Genomic DNA, 16,711 nt, shown 5'->3' with positions numbered 1-16,711 from the left:
GGATCGGTCAATGAATGGAGATGGATATGAAACCCTTTATCCCACAGCTTGTTTATATCGAACCACGGGCCCTTGAATACCCCTTAGGAAGAGAACTGAAAAAGAAGTTCGAGGACATGGGTATCGAAATCCGTGAAACGACCTCTCATAATCAAATTCGGGACTTACCCGGAGATAATGATCTTCAAAAGTATCGTGTAGCTAAATCCACACTGGTTGTAGGTATCAGAAAGACATTGAAATTCGATACCTCTAAACCTTCGGCCGAGTATGCCATTCCTTTGGCCACAGGCTGTATGGGGCACTGTCATTATTGCTATTTACAGACAACGCTTGGTACCAAACCATATATAAGGACCTATGTTAATCTGGATGAGATTTTTGAGGCTGCAGAAAACTACATGAACGAAAGAAAACCAGAAATTACCCGTTTCGAGGCCGCTTGTACATCTGACATCGTCGGCATTGACCATTTGACACATTCATTAAAACGGGCTATCGAATACTTTGGCAAAAGTGAATATGGTGTGCTTCGGTTTGTAACCAAATTTCATCATGTCGATCATCTCTTGGATGCAAAGCATAATGGTAAGACAAGATTCAGGTTCAGCATCAATTCAAGGTATGTGATCAAGAATTTTGAACCTGGTACCTCAAGCTTTGACGAGAGGATAGAGGCAGCACGAAAAGTGGCGGGTGCGGGCTACCCATTAGGATTCATCGTCGCTCCCATTTATAGGCATGAAGATTGGCAGGGAGGGTATTATGAACTCTTCCAACGATTGAGCGAGGGCTTAAAAGGAGTCGACATACCGGATTTAACGTTTGAATTAATACAACATCGCTTTACGGGGCCTGCTAAAAGAGTGATTCAAAAAAATTATCCCAAAACAAAGTTGGAACTGGATGAAACCAAACGGAAATATAAATGGGGCCGTTATGGAATCGGTAAATACGTTTATCAAAATGAAGAAGCAAAAGAGTTGGAAACGACAATAAGAGAGTATATAGAGGAATTTTTTCCGAAAGCTGTAGTTCAGTACTTTACTTAAAGAGAAAAGTTTCGCCAAAACAGTCATAATAAGCCCTGCTCCTGCTTAAAAATGAATAGACCGGGTGGGGAGGGCAGCTATGATCATTGACGGCGTATTTTCCGGAGGCGGGATAAAAGGCTATGGATTATTGGGTGGATTCCAAGAGTTGGAGGAACGTGGATTTACATTTCATAGAACTGCAGGAACAAGTGCGGGTTCTATTATAGCTGCCTTCATAGCAGCTGGGTATACAGGGGAAGAAATGGAGAAACTCTTTATTGATATAAACCTATCTGGTTTATTGGATAGGAGACACGGTCTTATACCGATTCCTTTTGCAAAATGGCTTTTAGTTTATTGGAAATTGGGATTATACAAGGGGGAGGCATTAGAAAAATGGGTAGCTCAAAAACTGGCTATCAGAAATGTGGTTACCTTCAAAGATCTTCCCCCTCAATCTCTTCGCATAATCGCTTCGGATATCACAAATGGGAAGTTGGTCGTCCTACCTGATGATTTGAAGAACTATGGGATTGACCCTCATACTTTTTCAGTGGCTAAAGCGGTAAGGATGAGCTGCAGCATTCCCTATTTTTTTGAACCAGTCAAGCTGAATGTAGGGAAAAGTACGGCCCTATTCGTTGATGGAGGAGTATTGAGCAACTTCCCCATGTGGTTATTCAATTCTGAACATATACGAAAGGAACGACCCGTCATCGGTTTGCGATTGAGTGCGGATGAAATATGGAAGCCACATGAGGTAGGAAACGCAGTGGAGTTATTCTCGGCCCTGTTCAAAACGATGAAGGATGCTCACGATTCACGTTATATATCCAAAAAACATGTTAACAACATCGTGTTTATTCCGATGAAGGGTATTTCCGCGATGGATTTCAATATGAATGATGAGATGAAGGGGGAATTAATAGAACGTGGACGAATTTACACAAGGGAGTTTTTAAAACGATGGACCTATTAAAAAGAAAAAAATCGGGCTCCTAAAATGAGGCCCGATTTTTCTTTTTATTTTTTTTTCCTTCAATGACCGTCAAGTGACTCTCCGTTTTCTTACGTGCTAAACCTTTCTTGGACGTTTTCGCTGCCGAAAAGCTAGCCACATTATCCTTTTTCGAAGTTTTGCTCTTTAGCCGCTTTTTCGACTGACGTGCAGCCTTACGAAATGCCTGTTGCTCTTTTTTCACTGGCTTACTCTTTGTTAATCCGGTGTAGATCATATAAATAATCCCAGCGACCGCGGCAATAATCAGAATATTCTTTAGGAGTCCGATTGGGTCAGTAACCATTCTGCTTATCAGTCCGAAGACTCCGAGGGCGATGATTCCGTATATCAAAATAGATATGAAACGTTTCAACAAAGACACCTCCTTAAGAGCATCATAAGCATTTTTAGCTTATTTTAAACATTATCCATTCAAAATATTCCCAAAAAGTAAAGAGGGAGTAATACTTATCATATTATTCCGAAAGTCAGTTATAAGTGTTTTACACAATAACATCCGAGTCTAAACCTTCCTCCGTACTTTTTTCCATCTTTAAGAGCTCATTGAAGGAAGCGAGTGCAACCTCGACCTGATCGTCTGAAGGGGATTTTGTGGTTAACAATTGAAGCCAAAGACCAGGATATCCAAGGTAACGAAGAACAGGAATATCTCTCACTTTATTCGTCAACTGCAATACCTCAAAAGCTATGCCTAGGACGACAGGGATAAGTAAAACGCGATCCACGACACGGAGCCAAAGAGGATCGGTCGGGACGAGAAGGTACACAAACATGCCGACAATGACAGTAAATAGAATAAAGCTACTGCCGCAACGGTAATGAAGCCTTGAACTTGCCTGGACATTGGCCACATTCAATTCTTTGCCACTTTCAAAGCAATTAATCACTTTATGCTCTGCCCCATGATATTGGAACACGCGCTTGATTAATGGGGTCATGGATACTACGTAAATATATACGAGCAGTAGTATCAATTTAAATAAACTTTCCACTAGGATCTGGGCCAGGTGACTAGAGAAAATGGGTCTTGTCAATTCTGCAAGGAAAACGGGAACGAGGGTGAACAGCAATTTCCCGAATAGGAATGATAGAACACCGATAACAGCCACACTTAACCATACACTAAACCTTGAAGACTCCTTGACTTCTTTTTTCTTTTCTACTTTGGTTCCTTCAGCTTCCTCTTCATACTGTTCTGTGGAAAAATTAAGATGTTTAGAGCCATTTGCACTTGATTGTATAAGGGCAACGATTCCCCGTACAAATGGGATTTTTTTTAGCCGATTCATCACAGGCTTTGATTCTCGTGGTAAATGGTAATACACGATCGTTGAATCCTTGCGACGGACAGCGGTGACTGTGTGATGCTTGCCGCCAAACATGACGCCTTCCACGACAGCCTGCCCTCCATAAACGGGTTTTTGAACCTCAGACATTTCTACACCAACCTAAATAGTTTTTCACGTAGCTCTCTCATGAATGCTAACATGTATAGCCAAAATATGTTCAGGTTTTTATAAATCGACCTTTCATCAATCTATTGATGATGAGCGGGGAACTTATTCCTAAACACGAACATAAATGAACCATCTCAGGAAGAAACATTCTTATACATATAAACTTCAACATTGAATGGATATTATCCTTTGAGAAAAGTACATTATTTATGAGTTAATCATACAGAATAATAACAAAAACCTCTAGTAAATCTACCCTCGAAGGCCCAAAAAAGAAAATATTCCTATTTAAGAAAGGACATACTATATATCGGAGGTGTTTAAGGTGTCTACAAATGAAACAGGTAATCATCAGCAAGAGAATAAAAGTTTGTTGCTTGCCAATGTATTTGCCATTGGTATTTTTGGGGGAATCTTTGCTAGTTTAGCCGGAGTGGCGGCACATTATTTTAAGTTTATGGAGTTTAGTCCGAAATTCATCTTAACTTCCTGGTCGGATATGTCCTGGATTGACCGTTGGCAGGGAACGATGATGACTTTGCTAGTGTTCGGAATCCTCTCCATTGGTGTTGCTTTCATATATTATGGGCTTTTAAAAAAAATTAAAAGCATTTTTGCTGGTCTGATTTATGGTGTGATTTGTTGGGCATTACTGGTTTTTGTTTTCAAGCCAATGTTTTCAGATTTGCCCGCTGTTTCGAAGATGTCATCCAATTCCATCATAACCAGTGTTTGCATTTTTATATTATACGGTCTTTTTGTAGGATATTCTATATCCTATGACCATCAGGAATATCTGCGTCAAAAAGAAATCGCTGAAAATCAATCGGGAAGCTGATCGGGCCGTTTGTAAAAAAGTAGTAAGACAATTTGTAATTATGATAGAATATTCATGGAAAGCATTATTTAACCATGAGCAGGTGTTGGAAAGATGATAAAAATTTTATTAATTAATGGTCCGAACCTTAATCGATTAGGTAAACGGGAACCGGTTCATTATGGCTCCTCTACCCTAGAAGATGTGGAAGCCCAATTGAATGAGCAAGCAGAAGGGTTAGATGTGGACTTGAGCTGTTTTCAATCTAATCATGAAGGTGCGATCATCGATAAACTACATTGGTCAGAAGATCATGGATTCGATGGGGTCATCATTAATCCAGGAGCATTCACGCATTACAGCTATGCGATTCGTGATGCGATTGCCGGTATTGATGTTCCGGTTATTGAGGTGCATATTTCGAATATACATGCCCGTGAGAGTTTCCGTCACGAATCGGTTACTGCCCCGGTATCAGCTGGACAGATTGTCGGATTGGGAATACATGGATATGAATTGGCATTACAGGCCATTACGAAAATTGCAAGGGGGAGAATTAAATGAATAAACTGGAACGGTTGCGCGAATCAATGGAAAAAGTGAACGTTGATGGGTTATTAATTACAAGTACATATAACCGCCGGTTTATGACTAACTTCACGGGAAGTACCGGTGTCGTGCTGGTTTCACAGAAAGAGGCTAAGTTCATCACTGACTTCCGATATGTAGAACAGGCCGGGACCCAGGCTAAGGGTTTTGAAATCGTTCAACATAAAGGAACACTCCTTGAAGAAGTCGGGAAACAAGTTGAAGAGATGAAAATTACCAAATTGGGCTTTGAACAAGACCATATGACATTTGCCACATATAAGGCTTATGAAAAGGCTATCAAAGCTCAACTTTTGCCGTTGTCGGGAGTAATTGAGAATTTACGCTTGATAAAGACTTCTTCAGAGATTAAGATATTAAAGGAAGCGGCTGCTATCGCTGATGCTGCCTTTACACATATTCTTGATTTTATTCGTCCAGGCGTCACTGAGCTGGATGTGTCCAATGAACTTGAATTCTTCATGAGGAAACAAGGCGCAACTTCATCTTCTTTCGATATCATTGTCGCATCAGGTGTTCGATCTGCTCTTCCACATGGTGTTGCAACGGATAAGACTATCGAAAAAGGTGACTTCATCACATTGGATTATGGTGCGTACTATAATGGATATGTATCGGATATCACCCGCACATTAGCAGTCGGTAAGCCAAGTGAAGAACTTATTAATATTTATGACATTGTTTTAGAAGCTCAATTACGCGGCATGGCTGGGATTAAACCTGGGATGACGGGTAGGGAAGCGGATGCACTAACTCGCAATTTAATTGAAGAAAAAGGGTTTGGACAATACTTTGGACACTCGACGGGACATGGAATTGGTCTTGAAGTCCATGAAGGTCCCGCATTATCCGTAAGGTCTGATATCATTTTAGAACCAGGCATGGCAGTTACCGTTGAACCGGGGATTTACCTACCGGGAATTGGCGGAGTACGCATTGAAGATGATACAATCGTTACATTAAGTGGTAACGAAGCACTTACTCATTCATCAAAAGAGTTAATCATTCTGTAAACATGTACATGTAGGAGGACAAATTTATGATTTCAGTAAACGATTTTCGCACAGGTGTAACCATTGAAGTAGATAATGGAATTTGGCAGGTTATTGAATTCCAACACGTTAAACCAGGTAAGGGAGCGGCATTTGTACGTTCTAAATTACGTAATCTTCGTACAGGTTCCATCCAAGAAAAAACTTTCCGCGCCGGTGAAAAAGTGGCGAAAGCACATATCGAGAACCGCAAAATGCAGTATCTTTATGCAAGTGGAGACAGCCATGTATTCATGGATAACGAAACATACGACCAAATCGAACTTCCAGCATCAAGTATCGAACGCGAATTGAAATTCTTAAAGGAAAACATGGAAGTACATATCTTGACTTTCCAAGCGGAAACACTAGGCGTCGAGCTTCCTAATACAGTTGAACTTGAAGTTGCTGAAACAGAGCCAGGCATTAAAGGCGATACATCTTCAGGTGGAACAAAAACTGCTGTACTTGAAACGGGCCTTTCCGTTCAAGTGCCATTCTTCATCAACCAAGGCGACAAATTATTGATTAACACAAACGAAGGTTCATACGTATCACGTGCCTAAGTTAACCTAAGTCATAAGAAGTCCGGGATTAATCATCCCGGGCTTTTTTTATGTTTTTTTAGTCACAAAGATGAATTCAGGCGATGCTTCTTTGATTAGCTTGTCATCATTATATGATTCCCGGCATACATTTTATTGAAAGTGGTGTATACAGGAGGATTGCCTAAATGGAAATGGTACTTTCTTTTCTACCGAAAAAACTATGCGCACATCTCCAAGGGATGACCCCGATGATGATAGAAAAAATAGAAGAGCTGAGGATTCGAGTCGGCAGGCCGTTAGAAGTGATAGTAGGGGGAAATCCTTTCTTTTTCCCTTATGAAGTGACCCCGAGTGATGCAGAGCAATTACTGAATTCTATAGGCCAATTTTCGCTATATACGCTAGAAGAAGAATTAAAGCGCGGTTATATCACTATAGCCGGGGGACATCGTGTAGGACTAGCGGGCAAGGTCATACTGGAAAATGGGATGGTCAAGGCGATAAGGGATATCTCTTCCTTTAATATTCGGGTAGCACGTGAAAAGATAGGGGCAGCTGAACCACTCACGGCTTATTTATATAATGGGGAATGGCAGCATACCCTTTTAATCGGTGCCCCCCAGTCAGGGAAAACGACCATTTTGCGTGATATTGCCAGAATGATCTCGAGTGGAATCGATCGGAAGGGCATCCCTCCTCAAAAAGTGGGGATTGTGGATGAACGATCGGAAATAGCTGGTTGTGTTCATGGAGTTCCTCAACTTGAATTCGGCCCAAGGGTGGATGTCCTTGATGGCTGCCCCAAAGCGGAAGGGATGATGATGATGATTCGTTCTATGTCCCCGGATGTATTGGTTGTGGATGAAATTGGACGGGCAGAGGATACACAAGCGGTACTCGAAGCCGTAAACGCAGGAATTAAACTGATCATCACTACGCATGGCCATACACTGGAGGAAGTGAAAAAACGTCCTTTTGTATCGGAAATCTTAAGACAGAATATTTTTGAACGCTTTATTGAATTACAAAGAAGTAAGACAGGAGACCGGAGTTATAGGGTGTTCGATGCGGCGGGTGGCCAATTATTCTTAGGTGGAGCCGTGAGTCCTCATGTTTAAGATGATTGGAGCGGCCATCATTATTTTAGCCACAACATGGGCGGGCTTTGAAGCCGCCAAGAAATTGAGTATGCGCCCCCGCCAGTTACGTCAACTGAAAGTCGCCATGCAATCGCTTGAAGCTGAAATCATGTATGGGCAGACCCCTTTGAAAGAAGCAGCCCAGAAGCTCTCCAAGCAAATGCCAAAACCACTTTCCCACTTTTTCCATACGTTTGCCAATCGACTTGAATCAGGCGAAACCACTGTAAAAGAGGCTTGGGACGCTAGCTTGAAAAAGATATGGCAGTCCCTTGCTTTAAAGCAAGGGGAGTTTGAAATCCTATCTCAGTTCGGTGAAACCCTCGGGAGAAGTGATAAATATCATCAGCAAAAACAAATCATGCTAACGATGGCACACTTGGAACGGGAAGAGAACGATGCACTGGAACGACAGAGAAAGTATGAAAAGATGATGAAGAGCCTAGGCTTTTTATCAGGATTATTATTAATCATTTTGCTGATGTAGGGCATATGCGGGAGGGATAAACATGGGCATTGATGTGGACATCATATTCAAGATAGCGGGTGTGGGGCTTGTCGTGGCGTTTCTTCATACGATTCTCGATCAGGTAGGGAAAAAGGAATATGCTCAGTGGGTGACACTTTTTGGCTTTATCTATATTTTGTTTATGGTAGCTTCCGTGGTAGAGGATCTATTTCAAAAAATTAAGTCCGTATTCCTATTCCAGTAAAGGGGGTAATCGCGATTGAAATCATAAAAATCGTCGGAATTGCCCTAGTAGCCACCTTTTTAGCCTTGATAGTCAAGGAGCAGAAGCCAAATTTTGCTTTTTTGTTAGTCGTTTTTGTAGGTTGTACAATCTTTCTCTTTCTGGCGGATAAAATATACGAAATCATTTTGATGCTTGAAAAGATAGCTGTGAATGCGAATGTGAATACAGTTTATTTAGAGACAATCTTGAAAATTATCGGAATTGCTTATATCGCTGAATTTGCTTCTCAAATTACAAAAGATGCAGGTCAAGGGTCATTAGCTTCCAAAATAGAACTGAGCGGGAAGATTTTGATCTTGGCCATGGCCATTCCCATTTTGACGGTCATTATTGAAACGGTAATACAGATGCTCCCTAGTTAATGGACTATTCCAACTAGTCAATTGAGGTGAATGTATGAAGCAGCAGATGCCTTTCTTATTCTTCCTATTCGTTTTATTCTTTTTCCTGCATACATCTGTTGGACATGCTGCCGAAAATGGTGAAATCAAGAATGAACCCATTAAGCAATCTGAGGAAGAACAGACATGGAGGGATAACCAGGAACCAATCATGCAATCAGAACTGGTACAAGCCCAAATTGAAAGATTAGGCGTTGACGAGCTCAAGCAATATTGGGATGACATCGTAACGGAATATGGCGGTTTCTTACCGGAAAGCCAAAAGGGTAGTTTTATGGATTTTGTGAGCGGTGAGAAGAAATTTTCATTCGAACAATGGTTTAAAGGCATAATGAAATTCGTCTTTCATGAACTCCTTGTAAACGGTAAATTACTGGGATCGCTCATTCTTTTGACCGTGTTCAGCATGTTTCTGCAAGCACTACAGAATGCTTTTGAACAGAGCTCAGTGAGTAAGGTGGCCTATGCGATCGTTTATATGGTATTGATCATATTGGCACTGAATAGTTTCCATGTGGCCATTGAATATACAAAAGATACGATTGATCTAATGATTTCCTTTCTAATGGCGCTCCTACCTTTGTTATTAGCTTTAATAGCGGCTTCAGGTGGTCTTGTATCCGCTGCATTCTTTCATCCAATCTTAATGTTCCTGATGAATACCAGTGGGATCTTGATCCAATATGTCGTCCTGCCTCTCTTATTCTTCGCTGCCATTTTAAGTATTGTCAGCACATTGTCTGAACATTACAAAGTGACCCAACTCGCGCAATTGCTTCGTAATTTTGCTATCGGGATCCTGGGTGCCTTCATGACGATATTTCTCGGTGTGATTTCCGTCCAGGGTGCCTCATCCGCCGTTGCCGATGGAGTGACGATCAGGACGGCAAAATTCATTACCGGTAATTTCATTCCGGTGATAGGGCGTATGTTCACTGATGCGACTGATACAGTCATTAGTGCATCAGTCCTTCTTAAAAATACGGTGGGCTTGGCAGGTGTCGTCATCCTTCTGCTCATCATTGCTTTCCCCGCCATAAAGATCTTAATGATCGCTTTTGTCTATAAGTTGGCTGCCAGTCTTTTGCAACCACTTGGAGGAGGACCCGTCATCAATTGTCTCGACATTATCAGTAAGAGTATGATTTATATTTTTGCAGCGCTGGCCATCGTATCTCTCATGTTCTTTTTATGCATCACCGTAATTATCGCAGCCGGGAATATAACGCTGATGGTCCGCTAGGAAGGATGAAGTGTGAGTGAGCTTTTTAGCTGGTTGGATAACAAATATTATCGTATTTGTATTGCTGGCAACCGTGATCGATATGCTGCTTCCCAGTTCAGCACTGCAAAAATATGCAAAAATGGTCATCGGACTATTATTGATCGCGATAATTCTTACTCCAATTTTGGGACTATTTCATACGGATTTTGATAAAATTCTTTCCACTGTGACAAGTGAATTTGAAAACCCAAATAAAAAAGATTTAGGAAATTTAACAGAAATGAAGAAAAAAGAAATACAAGCTACCCAAGGTGCATATATTTTAGAACAAATGGCTGTTGACCTACAGACAGAAGTGGAAGAGGAGTTGGTGGAGGAGTACCAAGTAAAGATCAGTTCGATTGAAGTCGGAGTCACGAATGAAGAAAGTCCGAGCTTAGAAGAACTACAGCATATCAATATTTCATTGGAGGAGGCGGAAAAAAGAGACTCATCCTCCGCGATAGAGACGGTGGCTAAGGTGGACATCAGCACCCGGGAAAAGACCACACCTACTATGTTGAACCTCGAAGCCGTCAAGAAGTTTCTGGCAGCAAGTTGGTCTGTCGATGAAGAAATCATTGAAATCGCCGGGGAGAGGAGTGACTGAGATATGAATAAAGATAAGGGTCCATTATCCTGGCTAAACAAACTATTGAACAAAGATCCGGACCAAAAAGATCCCCAAGATAAAAAACCTTCGATGTATATCTATGCCTTAATTGTTGTCCTATTGGGTGTGGGAATCATGATGGCCGGGAATCTATTGACCACCACGAACCAGGCCGGGAAGATAACGGGCGATAAAGCGGTATTCAGTAATAATAAGCAGGAAGAAGAGGATGTGGAAACATTCGGTCAGAAAAACCAGACCGACTTCAAGTCGACAAAAGATTATGAAGTATACCTGGCGAACGAAATGAAGGAAGCCCTGGAATCCATTGTAGGTGTGGAAGATGTAAAAGTCGTAATCTATGTGGATGCATCCGAGAAAAAAGTCTATGAAAGAAATAAAACCACTCAAAAACAAGTGACTCAAGAAACCGACCAGGAAGGCGGAAAAAGAACGGTCGAAGACACCTCGGTAGATGAACAGCTTGTCCTGATTAAAAACGGGGAAAAAGAGGGACCAATCATTTCCGAAACCCAAAAGCCAAGCGTACGAGGGGTCCTCGTTGTCGCTAAAGGGGCAGATAATATACAAATTAAGAAATGGATTGTCGAAGCTGTAACACGCTCGCTTGATGTGTCAAGTCACCGGGTTTCTGTCATGCCTAAAAAATAAGGGGGAAAACGAACATGTTATTGAAAAAACAAACGGTTTGGTTATTGACGATGTTAAGTCTAGTAGTGGTGCTCTCGGTCTACTATTTAACGGCTCCTGAAGAAAATGCAGCAGATTTGCCGGCAACGGAAGAACAAAAAAATCAGACAGAAAGTCAAACGGAAAGCAAAGGAGACAGTAAAGAAGAAAGCAAAAAGGAAACGGAGACTTCCACAGGGGATAATGGTTCTTCTGTAACCATTGCTTCCGGTGACGAATTTGAGGCATTAAGAATGCAAATTGAGGACGAACGTGCGAAATTGAATGAAGAGTTAACGGTTAAAATGGGGGATACCGATCTATCCGCTGAAGAAAGAGATGAAGCTTATGCTAAAATCGAACAATTAAGTGAGACGAAAGTGAAGGAAAATATCATTGAAAACTTAATTGTAGCGATGGATTATAATGCTGCGCTTGTCCGGGTTGATGGAACGGATGTAAAAGTGAGTGTAAAAGCTGATAAACAAACGAAGACGGAAGCTAATAACATCATACGCCTTGTACGTAAAGAAGTGGAGAATGCACAAAATGTAGTCGTGAATTTCCAACCGGAAAAATAATTTTAAAGTGAGTGGAAACTGATACACAACAGTTTTTCGAAAAAGGAAATATGCATGCTGGGTCTTTTCTTTAGTAGAAAAGGCCTTTTTTTTCGGAAAAAAATGGATGGTATCGATTTGGTGGTTCCAAAAAAAGGAGACAAAAAATAAAAATACCTCCCCTCGGCATTATCCAATGTAATCCCTTTAAAGTAATAAAAAAGGCGGTTTTACATGGTTTTTACCGTTTTAATAGGGAAAAATTCCGAATTATATTTTAAAAATAAATTTAAAAAATTCACAATCTTAAGATAAAAGTGTAATATAGAACTGTAAATAGCAAGTCCCAACTAATCTATCATTGAATATATACAAGCTAATATTGTATGATATTAGAAGCAGGTATTAAAAAATTCGAAACTTCCTGCTAGACATATTTTTTGAGGGATTTACTTCTGTTATATTACAGAAGGGATATGTGAAATGTCTTTCGGTGTTTTAAAAGAAACGGCTCCGGTGCTAGAGACGGCAGAGGCCAAAGACGATGGGCAAATTACATATACATATTGAATTGTCTCAAATTTCCATTAAATCAGACAAGGGGTGCCTAAAATGAAGGTCCAAGAAATTCGTGAAATTATTAAGTTAGTCGATCAATCTAACATCGGTGAATTTGTTTATGAAAATGAAGGAACCAAAATTTTGCTGAAGAAAACGGAAGCGGGTACAGTAGCTTATCCAGCACCTGCTCAAGAAGTCGTACAAGCTAAAGCGGCTGTGGAAGTCACACCTACACCAGCAGCCCAGCCAGTAGCTAAAGTGCCAGAAGCAGCAACACCAGCAACTCCTATAAATGAGCAAGAAAACTTACATAAAATCACATCCCCAATGGTGGGAACGTTCTATCAATCTCCTTCTCCTGATGCTGATGCATACGTGAAAGTAGGCTCCAAAGTAACGGCGGACAAAATTGTCTGCATCGTGGAAGCTATGAAACTTTTCAATGAAATTGAAGCGGAAGTAAACGGGGAAATTGTAGAAGTACTTGTAAAAGAAGGCCAACTTGTAGAATATGGTCAACCATTATTTTTAGTAAAGCCTGAATGAGGAGCTGTTTCTAAATGATTAAGAAGGTATTAATTGCAAATCGCGGTGAAATTGCAGTCCGGATTATTAGGGCTTGCAAGGAGCTTGGTATTGAAACTGTAGCGGTTTATTCAGAAGCCGACAAAGAGGCACTACATGTACAAATTGCTGACGAAGCTTACTGTATTGGTCCTAAACTATCAAAAGATAGTTATTTAAATACAACGAACATTATCAGCACAGCCAAGAAAACAGGTGCGGATGCCATCCATCCTGGATATGGTTTCCTTGCAGAAAATGCTAACTTTGCGGAGCTATGTCGTGAATGTAATATTATATTCATAGGACCAAGTCCTGAGGCCATCAATAAAATGGGAACTAAGGACGTGGCAAGGGAGACCATGCGTAAAGCTGGTGTTCCTATCGTACCAGGTTCAAAAGGAATCATTAAGGACACGGATGAAGGTGTGGCACTTGCCAAGGAAATGGGCTACCCAGTCATCATTAAAGCTACAGCTGGTGGCGGCGGTAAAGGGATCCGTGTTGCGAGAACGGAAGAAGAGCTCGTCAAAGGCATTAATATCACGCAACAAGAGGCAGCAACGGCCTTCGGCAACCCGGGCGTATATATTGAAAAGTATATCGAGGACTTCCGTCATGTTGAAATTCAGGTGATGGCTGATAACCACGGGAATGCCATTCATTTAGGAGAGCGTGACTGCTCGGTTCAACGACGTTTACAAAAGCTTGTTGAAGAAACACCATCTCCGGCCCTTGATGGGGAGACACGTGCGGAAATGGGACAAGCTGCCGTTACGGCTGCTCTTGCCGTTAATTATTCCGGTGCAGGTACGGTGGAATTCATTTATGATTATGTGAATAGGAAGTACTATTTCATGGAAATGAATACACGTATCCAAGTGGAACATCCTGTTACGGAAATGGTCACAGGTGTAGACTTGATTAAAGAACAAATCAAAGTCGCTTCTGGCAATAAGCTTTCTCTTTCACAGGAGGAAGTGACCTTTAACGGTTGGTCAATCGAATGCAGGATCAATGCGGAAAATCCTGAAAAGAATTTCATGCCTTCCGCAGGGAAAATCCAGATGTATTTACCACCAGGTGGATATGGCGTCCGTGTGGATTCTGCAGCATACCCAGGATATACAATACCGCCATATTACGATTCCATGATTGCTAAATTAATTGTCCATGCACCGACAAGAGAAGAAGCAATCGAGAAAATGAAACGAGCTTTAGGCGAGTTTGTCATTGAGGGAATTAAGACTACAATTCCTTTCCATATTAAGTTACTTCAGCATGAACAATTTGTTTCTGGAGAATTTAATACCAAATTCCTTGAAATTTATGATGTAATGAACTCATAATGTAAAGGAAGACAGGAGGTGCTTTTAGAATGAGTGAATTGGAAGGCAAGTTACTCGAAATGGATGAGTACAATAGTGGACTTGGTAAAGTTGAGATTGCACCTGAGGTTATAGAAGTTATCGCGGGTATTGCTGCATCGGAAGTGGAAGGTGTAGCACATATGCGGGGGAATTTTGCGACAGGCGTAGTAGAAAAGCTTGGCAAGAAGAACCACGGCAAAGGTGTTAAAGTAGACTTAACAGGTGAAACGATCAAAGTCGATCTATATTGTGTGATGAAATTTGGTGTGTCTATTCCGAAAATTGCACAGGAAGTTCAAGACAATATTCGTGAAGCGTTACTAAATATGACTGCTATCGACGCGGGAGAAGTAAACATTCATGTTGTTGGAATAGCTTTCGAAAATGCAAAAAATGAAACGGATTACGAGCAAGAAGTGTAATCGGCATCATTCTAACTAAAACCTGCAAAAACCCGACTATATGTCGGGTTTTTGTTTTGAGTCTTTATTCAATGAATCCATCCCGCTCTCATAATATTCTGTTATACGAACATAATAAGGCGGTGTATGGAAGTTTCCCTTTAATTTACGTGGGTTTTCTGTTAGAGTGTAAAAGATGAAATATGATCATGAAAGCTAAGCAGGGACTTTTGGCAGTTTCGAAAAAATATAACATGATCCGTTGTACAAAAGTTAAATGGCGAAAAATCAATTTAACGTGAATCCTCATGAGAAATTGCATAGAGGTTCATGTCATGGAGAGTATTTTGACGTTTTTGTTAGCGGAAAATAGATGAATCTATAGAAATTACGATAAAGAACTTAATATTTTCGATAAATTGTTGATTATTGTTCGTCTGTACTAGCATTTTCATATATAATAGTAGATGTCAAAGGAGTAAGATTATGAAAAGAAGAGTAGCCCGTGAAAAATCCCTTCAAGCACTATACCAAATAGATATCGCCAAGTCAGAACCGGAAGAAGCTATGGAAAGTGTGCTGAACGGTGCACCCACTGACGAGTATTTCGAAACATTAGTTACAGGGATAGCGGAAAAGCGTGAACAGATTGATGGAATGATCAGAGATAATTTGGAAAACTGGACATTGGAAAGACTCGCAAATATCGATCGGAATCTACTGCGTATCGCAGTTTATGAAATGATCCATTGTGATGATGTCCCGGTAAGTGTTGCGATGAATGAAGCTATTGAAATTGCTAAGAAATTCGGTGATGACCAATCAAGCAGCTTTGTGAATGCCGTTTTATCCAAAGTCAAAGAAAAAGTCGGCAACTAAAGCTATTTTAGGTATGGGTCTCCGCAATTTCTTTAGCAAAAGTTAACTTGGGAGGAACTACACATGTCAGCTCAAATCATTAATGGTAAAGAAATTGCAGAGTCGGTAAGGCAGGATATTAGCAAGGAAGTCCAACAATTACGTGAAAAAAATGTTGTGCCCGGATTGGCCGTTATATTAGTCGGTGACAATCAGGCTTCACAAACCTATGTGCGAAATAAGCAAAAAGCTTGTGAAGATTTAGGCATGCATTCCGTGTTAATCCAAAAACCTGCGGATTTAACACAGCAGGAATTAATACAGAACATCGATGAATTAAACCAGGATGACAGCATTCATGGGATTTTGGTGCAGCTGCCGTTACCTGGACATATTCAGGAAAAAGCGATTATTGAAGCAATTTCACCTGAGAAGGATGTTGACGGGTTCCATCCAATCAACATCGGCAGGATGATGACGGGACAGGATGCTTTCTTGCCGTGCACGCCGTATGGAATTATGGTCATGCTTGAATATATCGATTATAACCTTGAAGGCAAGCACGTCGTTATTGTCGGAAGAAGCAATATCGTAGGGAAACCATCAGGACAGTTGTTTTTGAATGCGGATGCAACGGTTACATATTGCCACTCTAAGACGAGTGACCTTGCTTACTTTACTAAACAAGCTGATGTGGTCGTGGTTGCCGTCGGTAAAAGAGATACAATCACCAGTGCCCACATTAAAGAGGGTGCCGTCGTGATTGATGTTGGCATGAACAGAAATGATGAAGGTAAGCTTTGTGGAGACGTTTCGTTTGAAGAAGTGAAGGAAAAAGCTTCTTACATTACCCCTGTACCTAGAGGCGTAGGTCCGATGACGATTACGATGCTCATGAAGAATACTGTTAAATCTGCTCAGAAAACACTTAACTTGGATAAACAAACAATGAAAAGTTAAAAAAAATGCCAAATTATTTTAAAGAAGCGGACCTCTTGTTTTATAATAACAAGAGACC

General features: G+C 40.9%; 21 protein-coding genes. 19 read left to right on the top strand and 2 right to left on the bottom strand.

All coding sequences use genetic code 11. The annotated features are described in order from the left end of the window. The first annotated feature begins 26 nt into the window (after positions 1 to 26). Entirely contained in the window at positions 27 to 1,052 is a 1,026-nt protein-coding gene (gene splB, locus ACIQXU_RS00990) for a spore photoproduct lyase (protein WP_402986212.1), read from the top strand. Between the two features lie 79 nt (positions 1,053 to 1,131). Continuing rightward, entirely contained in the window at positions 1,132 to 2,013 is an 882-nt protein-coding gene (locus tag ACIQXU_RS00985; protein ID WP_402986211.1) for a patatin-like phospholipase family protein, read from the top strand. A gap of 19 nt (positions 2,014 to 2,032) precedes the next feature. Here ACIQXU_RS00985 and ACIQXU_RS00980 read toward each other — a convergent pair whose 3' ends face one another. Next, positions 2,033 to 2,407, bottom strand: a complete 375-nt coding sequence (locus ACIQXU_RS00980) for an SA1362 family protein (RefSeq protein WP_402869444.1) — start codon at positions 2,405 to 2,407, stop codon at positions 2,033 to 2,035. A 130-nt stretch (positions 2,408 to 2,537) separates the two neighbouring features. Further along, positions 2,538 to 3,491, bottom strand: coding sequence for a DUF1385 domain-containing protein (locus ACIQXU_RS00975; protein ID WP_402986208.1), 954 nt, complete (start codon positions 3,489 to 3,491; stop codon positions 2,538 to 2,540). A 346-nt stretch (positions 3,492 to 3,837) separates the two neighbouring features. On the opposite strand from ACIQXU_RS00975, the gene ACIQXU_RS00970 reads away from it, so the two are divergent. The 17 genes from ACIQXU_RS00970 (at position 3,838) to folD (ending at position 16,653) form a co-directional block, all read left to right on the top strand. Beyond that, positions 3,838 to 4,350 carry a YqhR family membrane protein gene (locus ACIQXU_RS00970; protein ID WP_402869440.1) on the top strand — a complete coding sequence of 171 codons (513 nt, stop codon included), beginning with the start codon at positions 3,838 to 3,840 and terminating at the stop codon, positions 4,348 to 4,350. Between the two features lie 93 nt (positions 4,351 to 4,443). Continuing rightward, complete coding sequence (gene aroQ / locus ACIQXU_RS00965; RefSeq protein WP_402986205.1) at positions 4,444 to 4,893, top strand: type II 3-dehydroquinate dehydratase; 450 nt, start codon at positions 4,444 to 4,446, stop codon at positions 4,891 to 4,893. Continuing rightward, complete coding sequence (locus ACIQXU_RS00960; RefSeq protein WP_402986203.1) at positions 4,890 to 5,951, top strand: M24 family metallopeptidase; 1,062 nt, start codon at positions 4,890 to 4,892, stop codon at positions 5,949 to 5,951. The genes aroQ and ACIQXU_RS00960 overlap by 4 nt, the downstream gene beginning before the upstream one ends. Positions 5,952 to 5,977: 26 nt before the next feature. Beyond that, positions 5,978 to 6,535 (top strand): elongation factor P, encoded by a 558-nt coding sequence (gene efp, locus ACIQXU_RS00955; RefSeq protein ID WP_402869434.1) that lies wholly within the window; start codon positions 5,978 to 5,980, stop codon positions 6,533 to 6,535. A gap of 167 nt (positions 6,536 to 6,702) precedes the next feature. Next, a complete protein-coding gene (spoIIIAA, locus tag ACIQXU_RS00950; protein ID WP_402869432.1) occupies positions 6,703 to 7,635 on the top strand; it encodes a stage III sporulation protein AA in 933 nt (310 codons plus the stop codon). Continuing rightward, positions 7,628 to 8,143 (top strand): stage III sporulation protein SpoIIIAB, encoded by a 516-nt coding sequence (spoIIIAB, locus tag ACIQXU_RS00945; protein ID WP_402869429.1) that lies wholly within the window; start codon positions 7,628 to 7,630, stop codon positions 8,141 to 8,143. The genes spoIIIAA and spoIIIAB overlap by 8 nt, the downstream gene beginning before the upstream one ends. A 22-nt stretch (positions 8,144 to 8,165) precedes the next feature. Next, positions 8,166 to 8,369 (top strand): stage III sporulation protein AC, encoded by a 204-nt coding sequence (gene spoIIIAC / locus ACIQXU_RS00940; RefSeq protein ID WP_034308319.1) that lies wholly within the window; start codon positions 8,166 to 8,168, stop codon positions 8,367 to 8,369. A gap of 23 nt (positions 8,370 to 8,392) precedes the next feature. Beyond that, positions 8,393 to 8,773 carry a stage III sporulation protein AD gene (gene spoIIIAD, locus ACIQXU_RS00935; protein ID WP_402869884.1) on the top strand — a complete coding sequence of 127 codons (381 nt, stop codon included), beginning with the start codon at positions 8,393 to 8,395 and terminating at the stop codon, positions 8,771 to 8,773. Between the two features lie 34 nt (positions 8,774 to 8,807). Next, on the top strand, positions 8,808 to 10,055 hold the full coding sequence (spoIIIAE, locus tag ACIQXU_RS00930; RefSeq protein ID WP_402986200.1) for a stage III sporulation protein AE: 1,248 nt from the start codon (positions 8,808 to 8,810) through the stop codon (positions 10,053 to 10,055). A gap of 16 nt (positions 10,056 to 10,071) precedes the next feature. After that, a complete protein-coding gene (gene spoIIIAF, locus ACIQXU_RS00925; protein ID WP_402869423.1) occupies positions 10,072 to 10,686 on the top strand; it encodes a stage III sporulation protein AF in 615 nt (204 codons plus the stop codon). A 3-nt stretch (positions 10,687 to 10,689) separates the two neighbouring features. Then, positions 10,690 to 11,361, top strand: a complete 672-nt coding sequence (spoIIIAG, locus tag ACIQXU_RS00920) for a stage III sporulation protein AG (protein WP_402869421.1) — start codon at positions 10,690 to 10,692, stop codon at positions 11,359 to 11,361. Positions 11,362 to 11,375: 14 nt separating this feature from the next. Continuing rightward, positions 11,376 to 11,960, top strand: a complete 585-nt coding sequence (locus tag ACIQXU_RS00915) for a SpoIIIAH-like family protein (protein WP_402869419.1) — start codon at positions 11,376 to 11,378, stop codon at positions 11,958 to 11,960. A gap of 591 nt (positions 11,961 to 12,551) precedes the next feature. After that, positions 12,552 to 13,046 (top strand): acetyl-CoA carboxylase biotin carboxyl carrier protein, encoded by a 495-nt coding sequence (accB, locus tag ACIQXU_RS00910; RefSeq protein ID WP_402986198.1) that lies wholly within the window; start codon positions 12,552 to 12,554, stop codon positions 13,044 to 13,046. Between the two features lie 14 nt (positions 13,047 to 13,060). Then, positions 13,061 to 14,413 (top strand): acetyl-CoA carboxylase biotin carboxylase subunit, encoded by a 1,353-nt coding sequence (gene accC, locus ACIQXU_RS00905; RefSeq protein WP_402986196.1) that lies wholly within the window; start codon positions 13,061 to 13,063, stop codon positions 14,411 to 14,413. A gap of 29 nt (positions 14,414 to 14,442) precedes the next feature. Next, the gene (locus ACIQXU_RS00900; RefSeq protein WP_402869413.1) at positions 14,443 to 14,856 is read left to right on the top strand and encodes an Asp23/Gls24 family envelope stress response protein; all 414 of its coding nucleotides are present in this window, start codon (positions 14,443 to 14,445) and stop codon (positions 14,854 to 14,856) included. Positions 14,857 to 15,321: 465 nt separating this feature from the next. After that, positions 15,322 to 15,714, top strand: a complete 393-nt coding sequence (gene nusB / locus ACIQXU_RS00895; protein WP_402869411.1) for a transcription antitermination factor NusB — start codon at positions 15,322 to 15,324, stop codon at positions 15,712 to 15,714. Positions 15,715 to 15,777: 63 nt separating this feature from the next. Then, the gene (gene folD, locus ACIQXU_RS00890; protein WP_402986194.1) at positions 15,778 to 16,653 is read left to right on the top strand and encodes a bifunctional methylenetetrahydrofolate dehydrogenase/methenyltetrahydrofolate cyclohydrolase FolD; all 876 of its coding nucleotides are present in this window, start codon (positions 15,778 to 15,780) and stop codon (positions 16,651 to 16,653) included. Positions 16,654 to 16,711: the final 58 nt, after the last annotated feature.

It is taken from the genome of Peribacillus sp. NPDC097284, from assembly GCF_044761765.1.
Lineage (GTDB): Bacteria > Bacillota > Bacilli > Bacillales > DSM-1321 > Peribacillus.
Note: the sequence above shows the minus strand (reverse complement) of the source record. Positions and strands in the feature narration are given on the sequence as shown.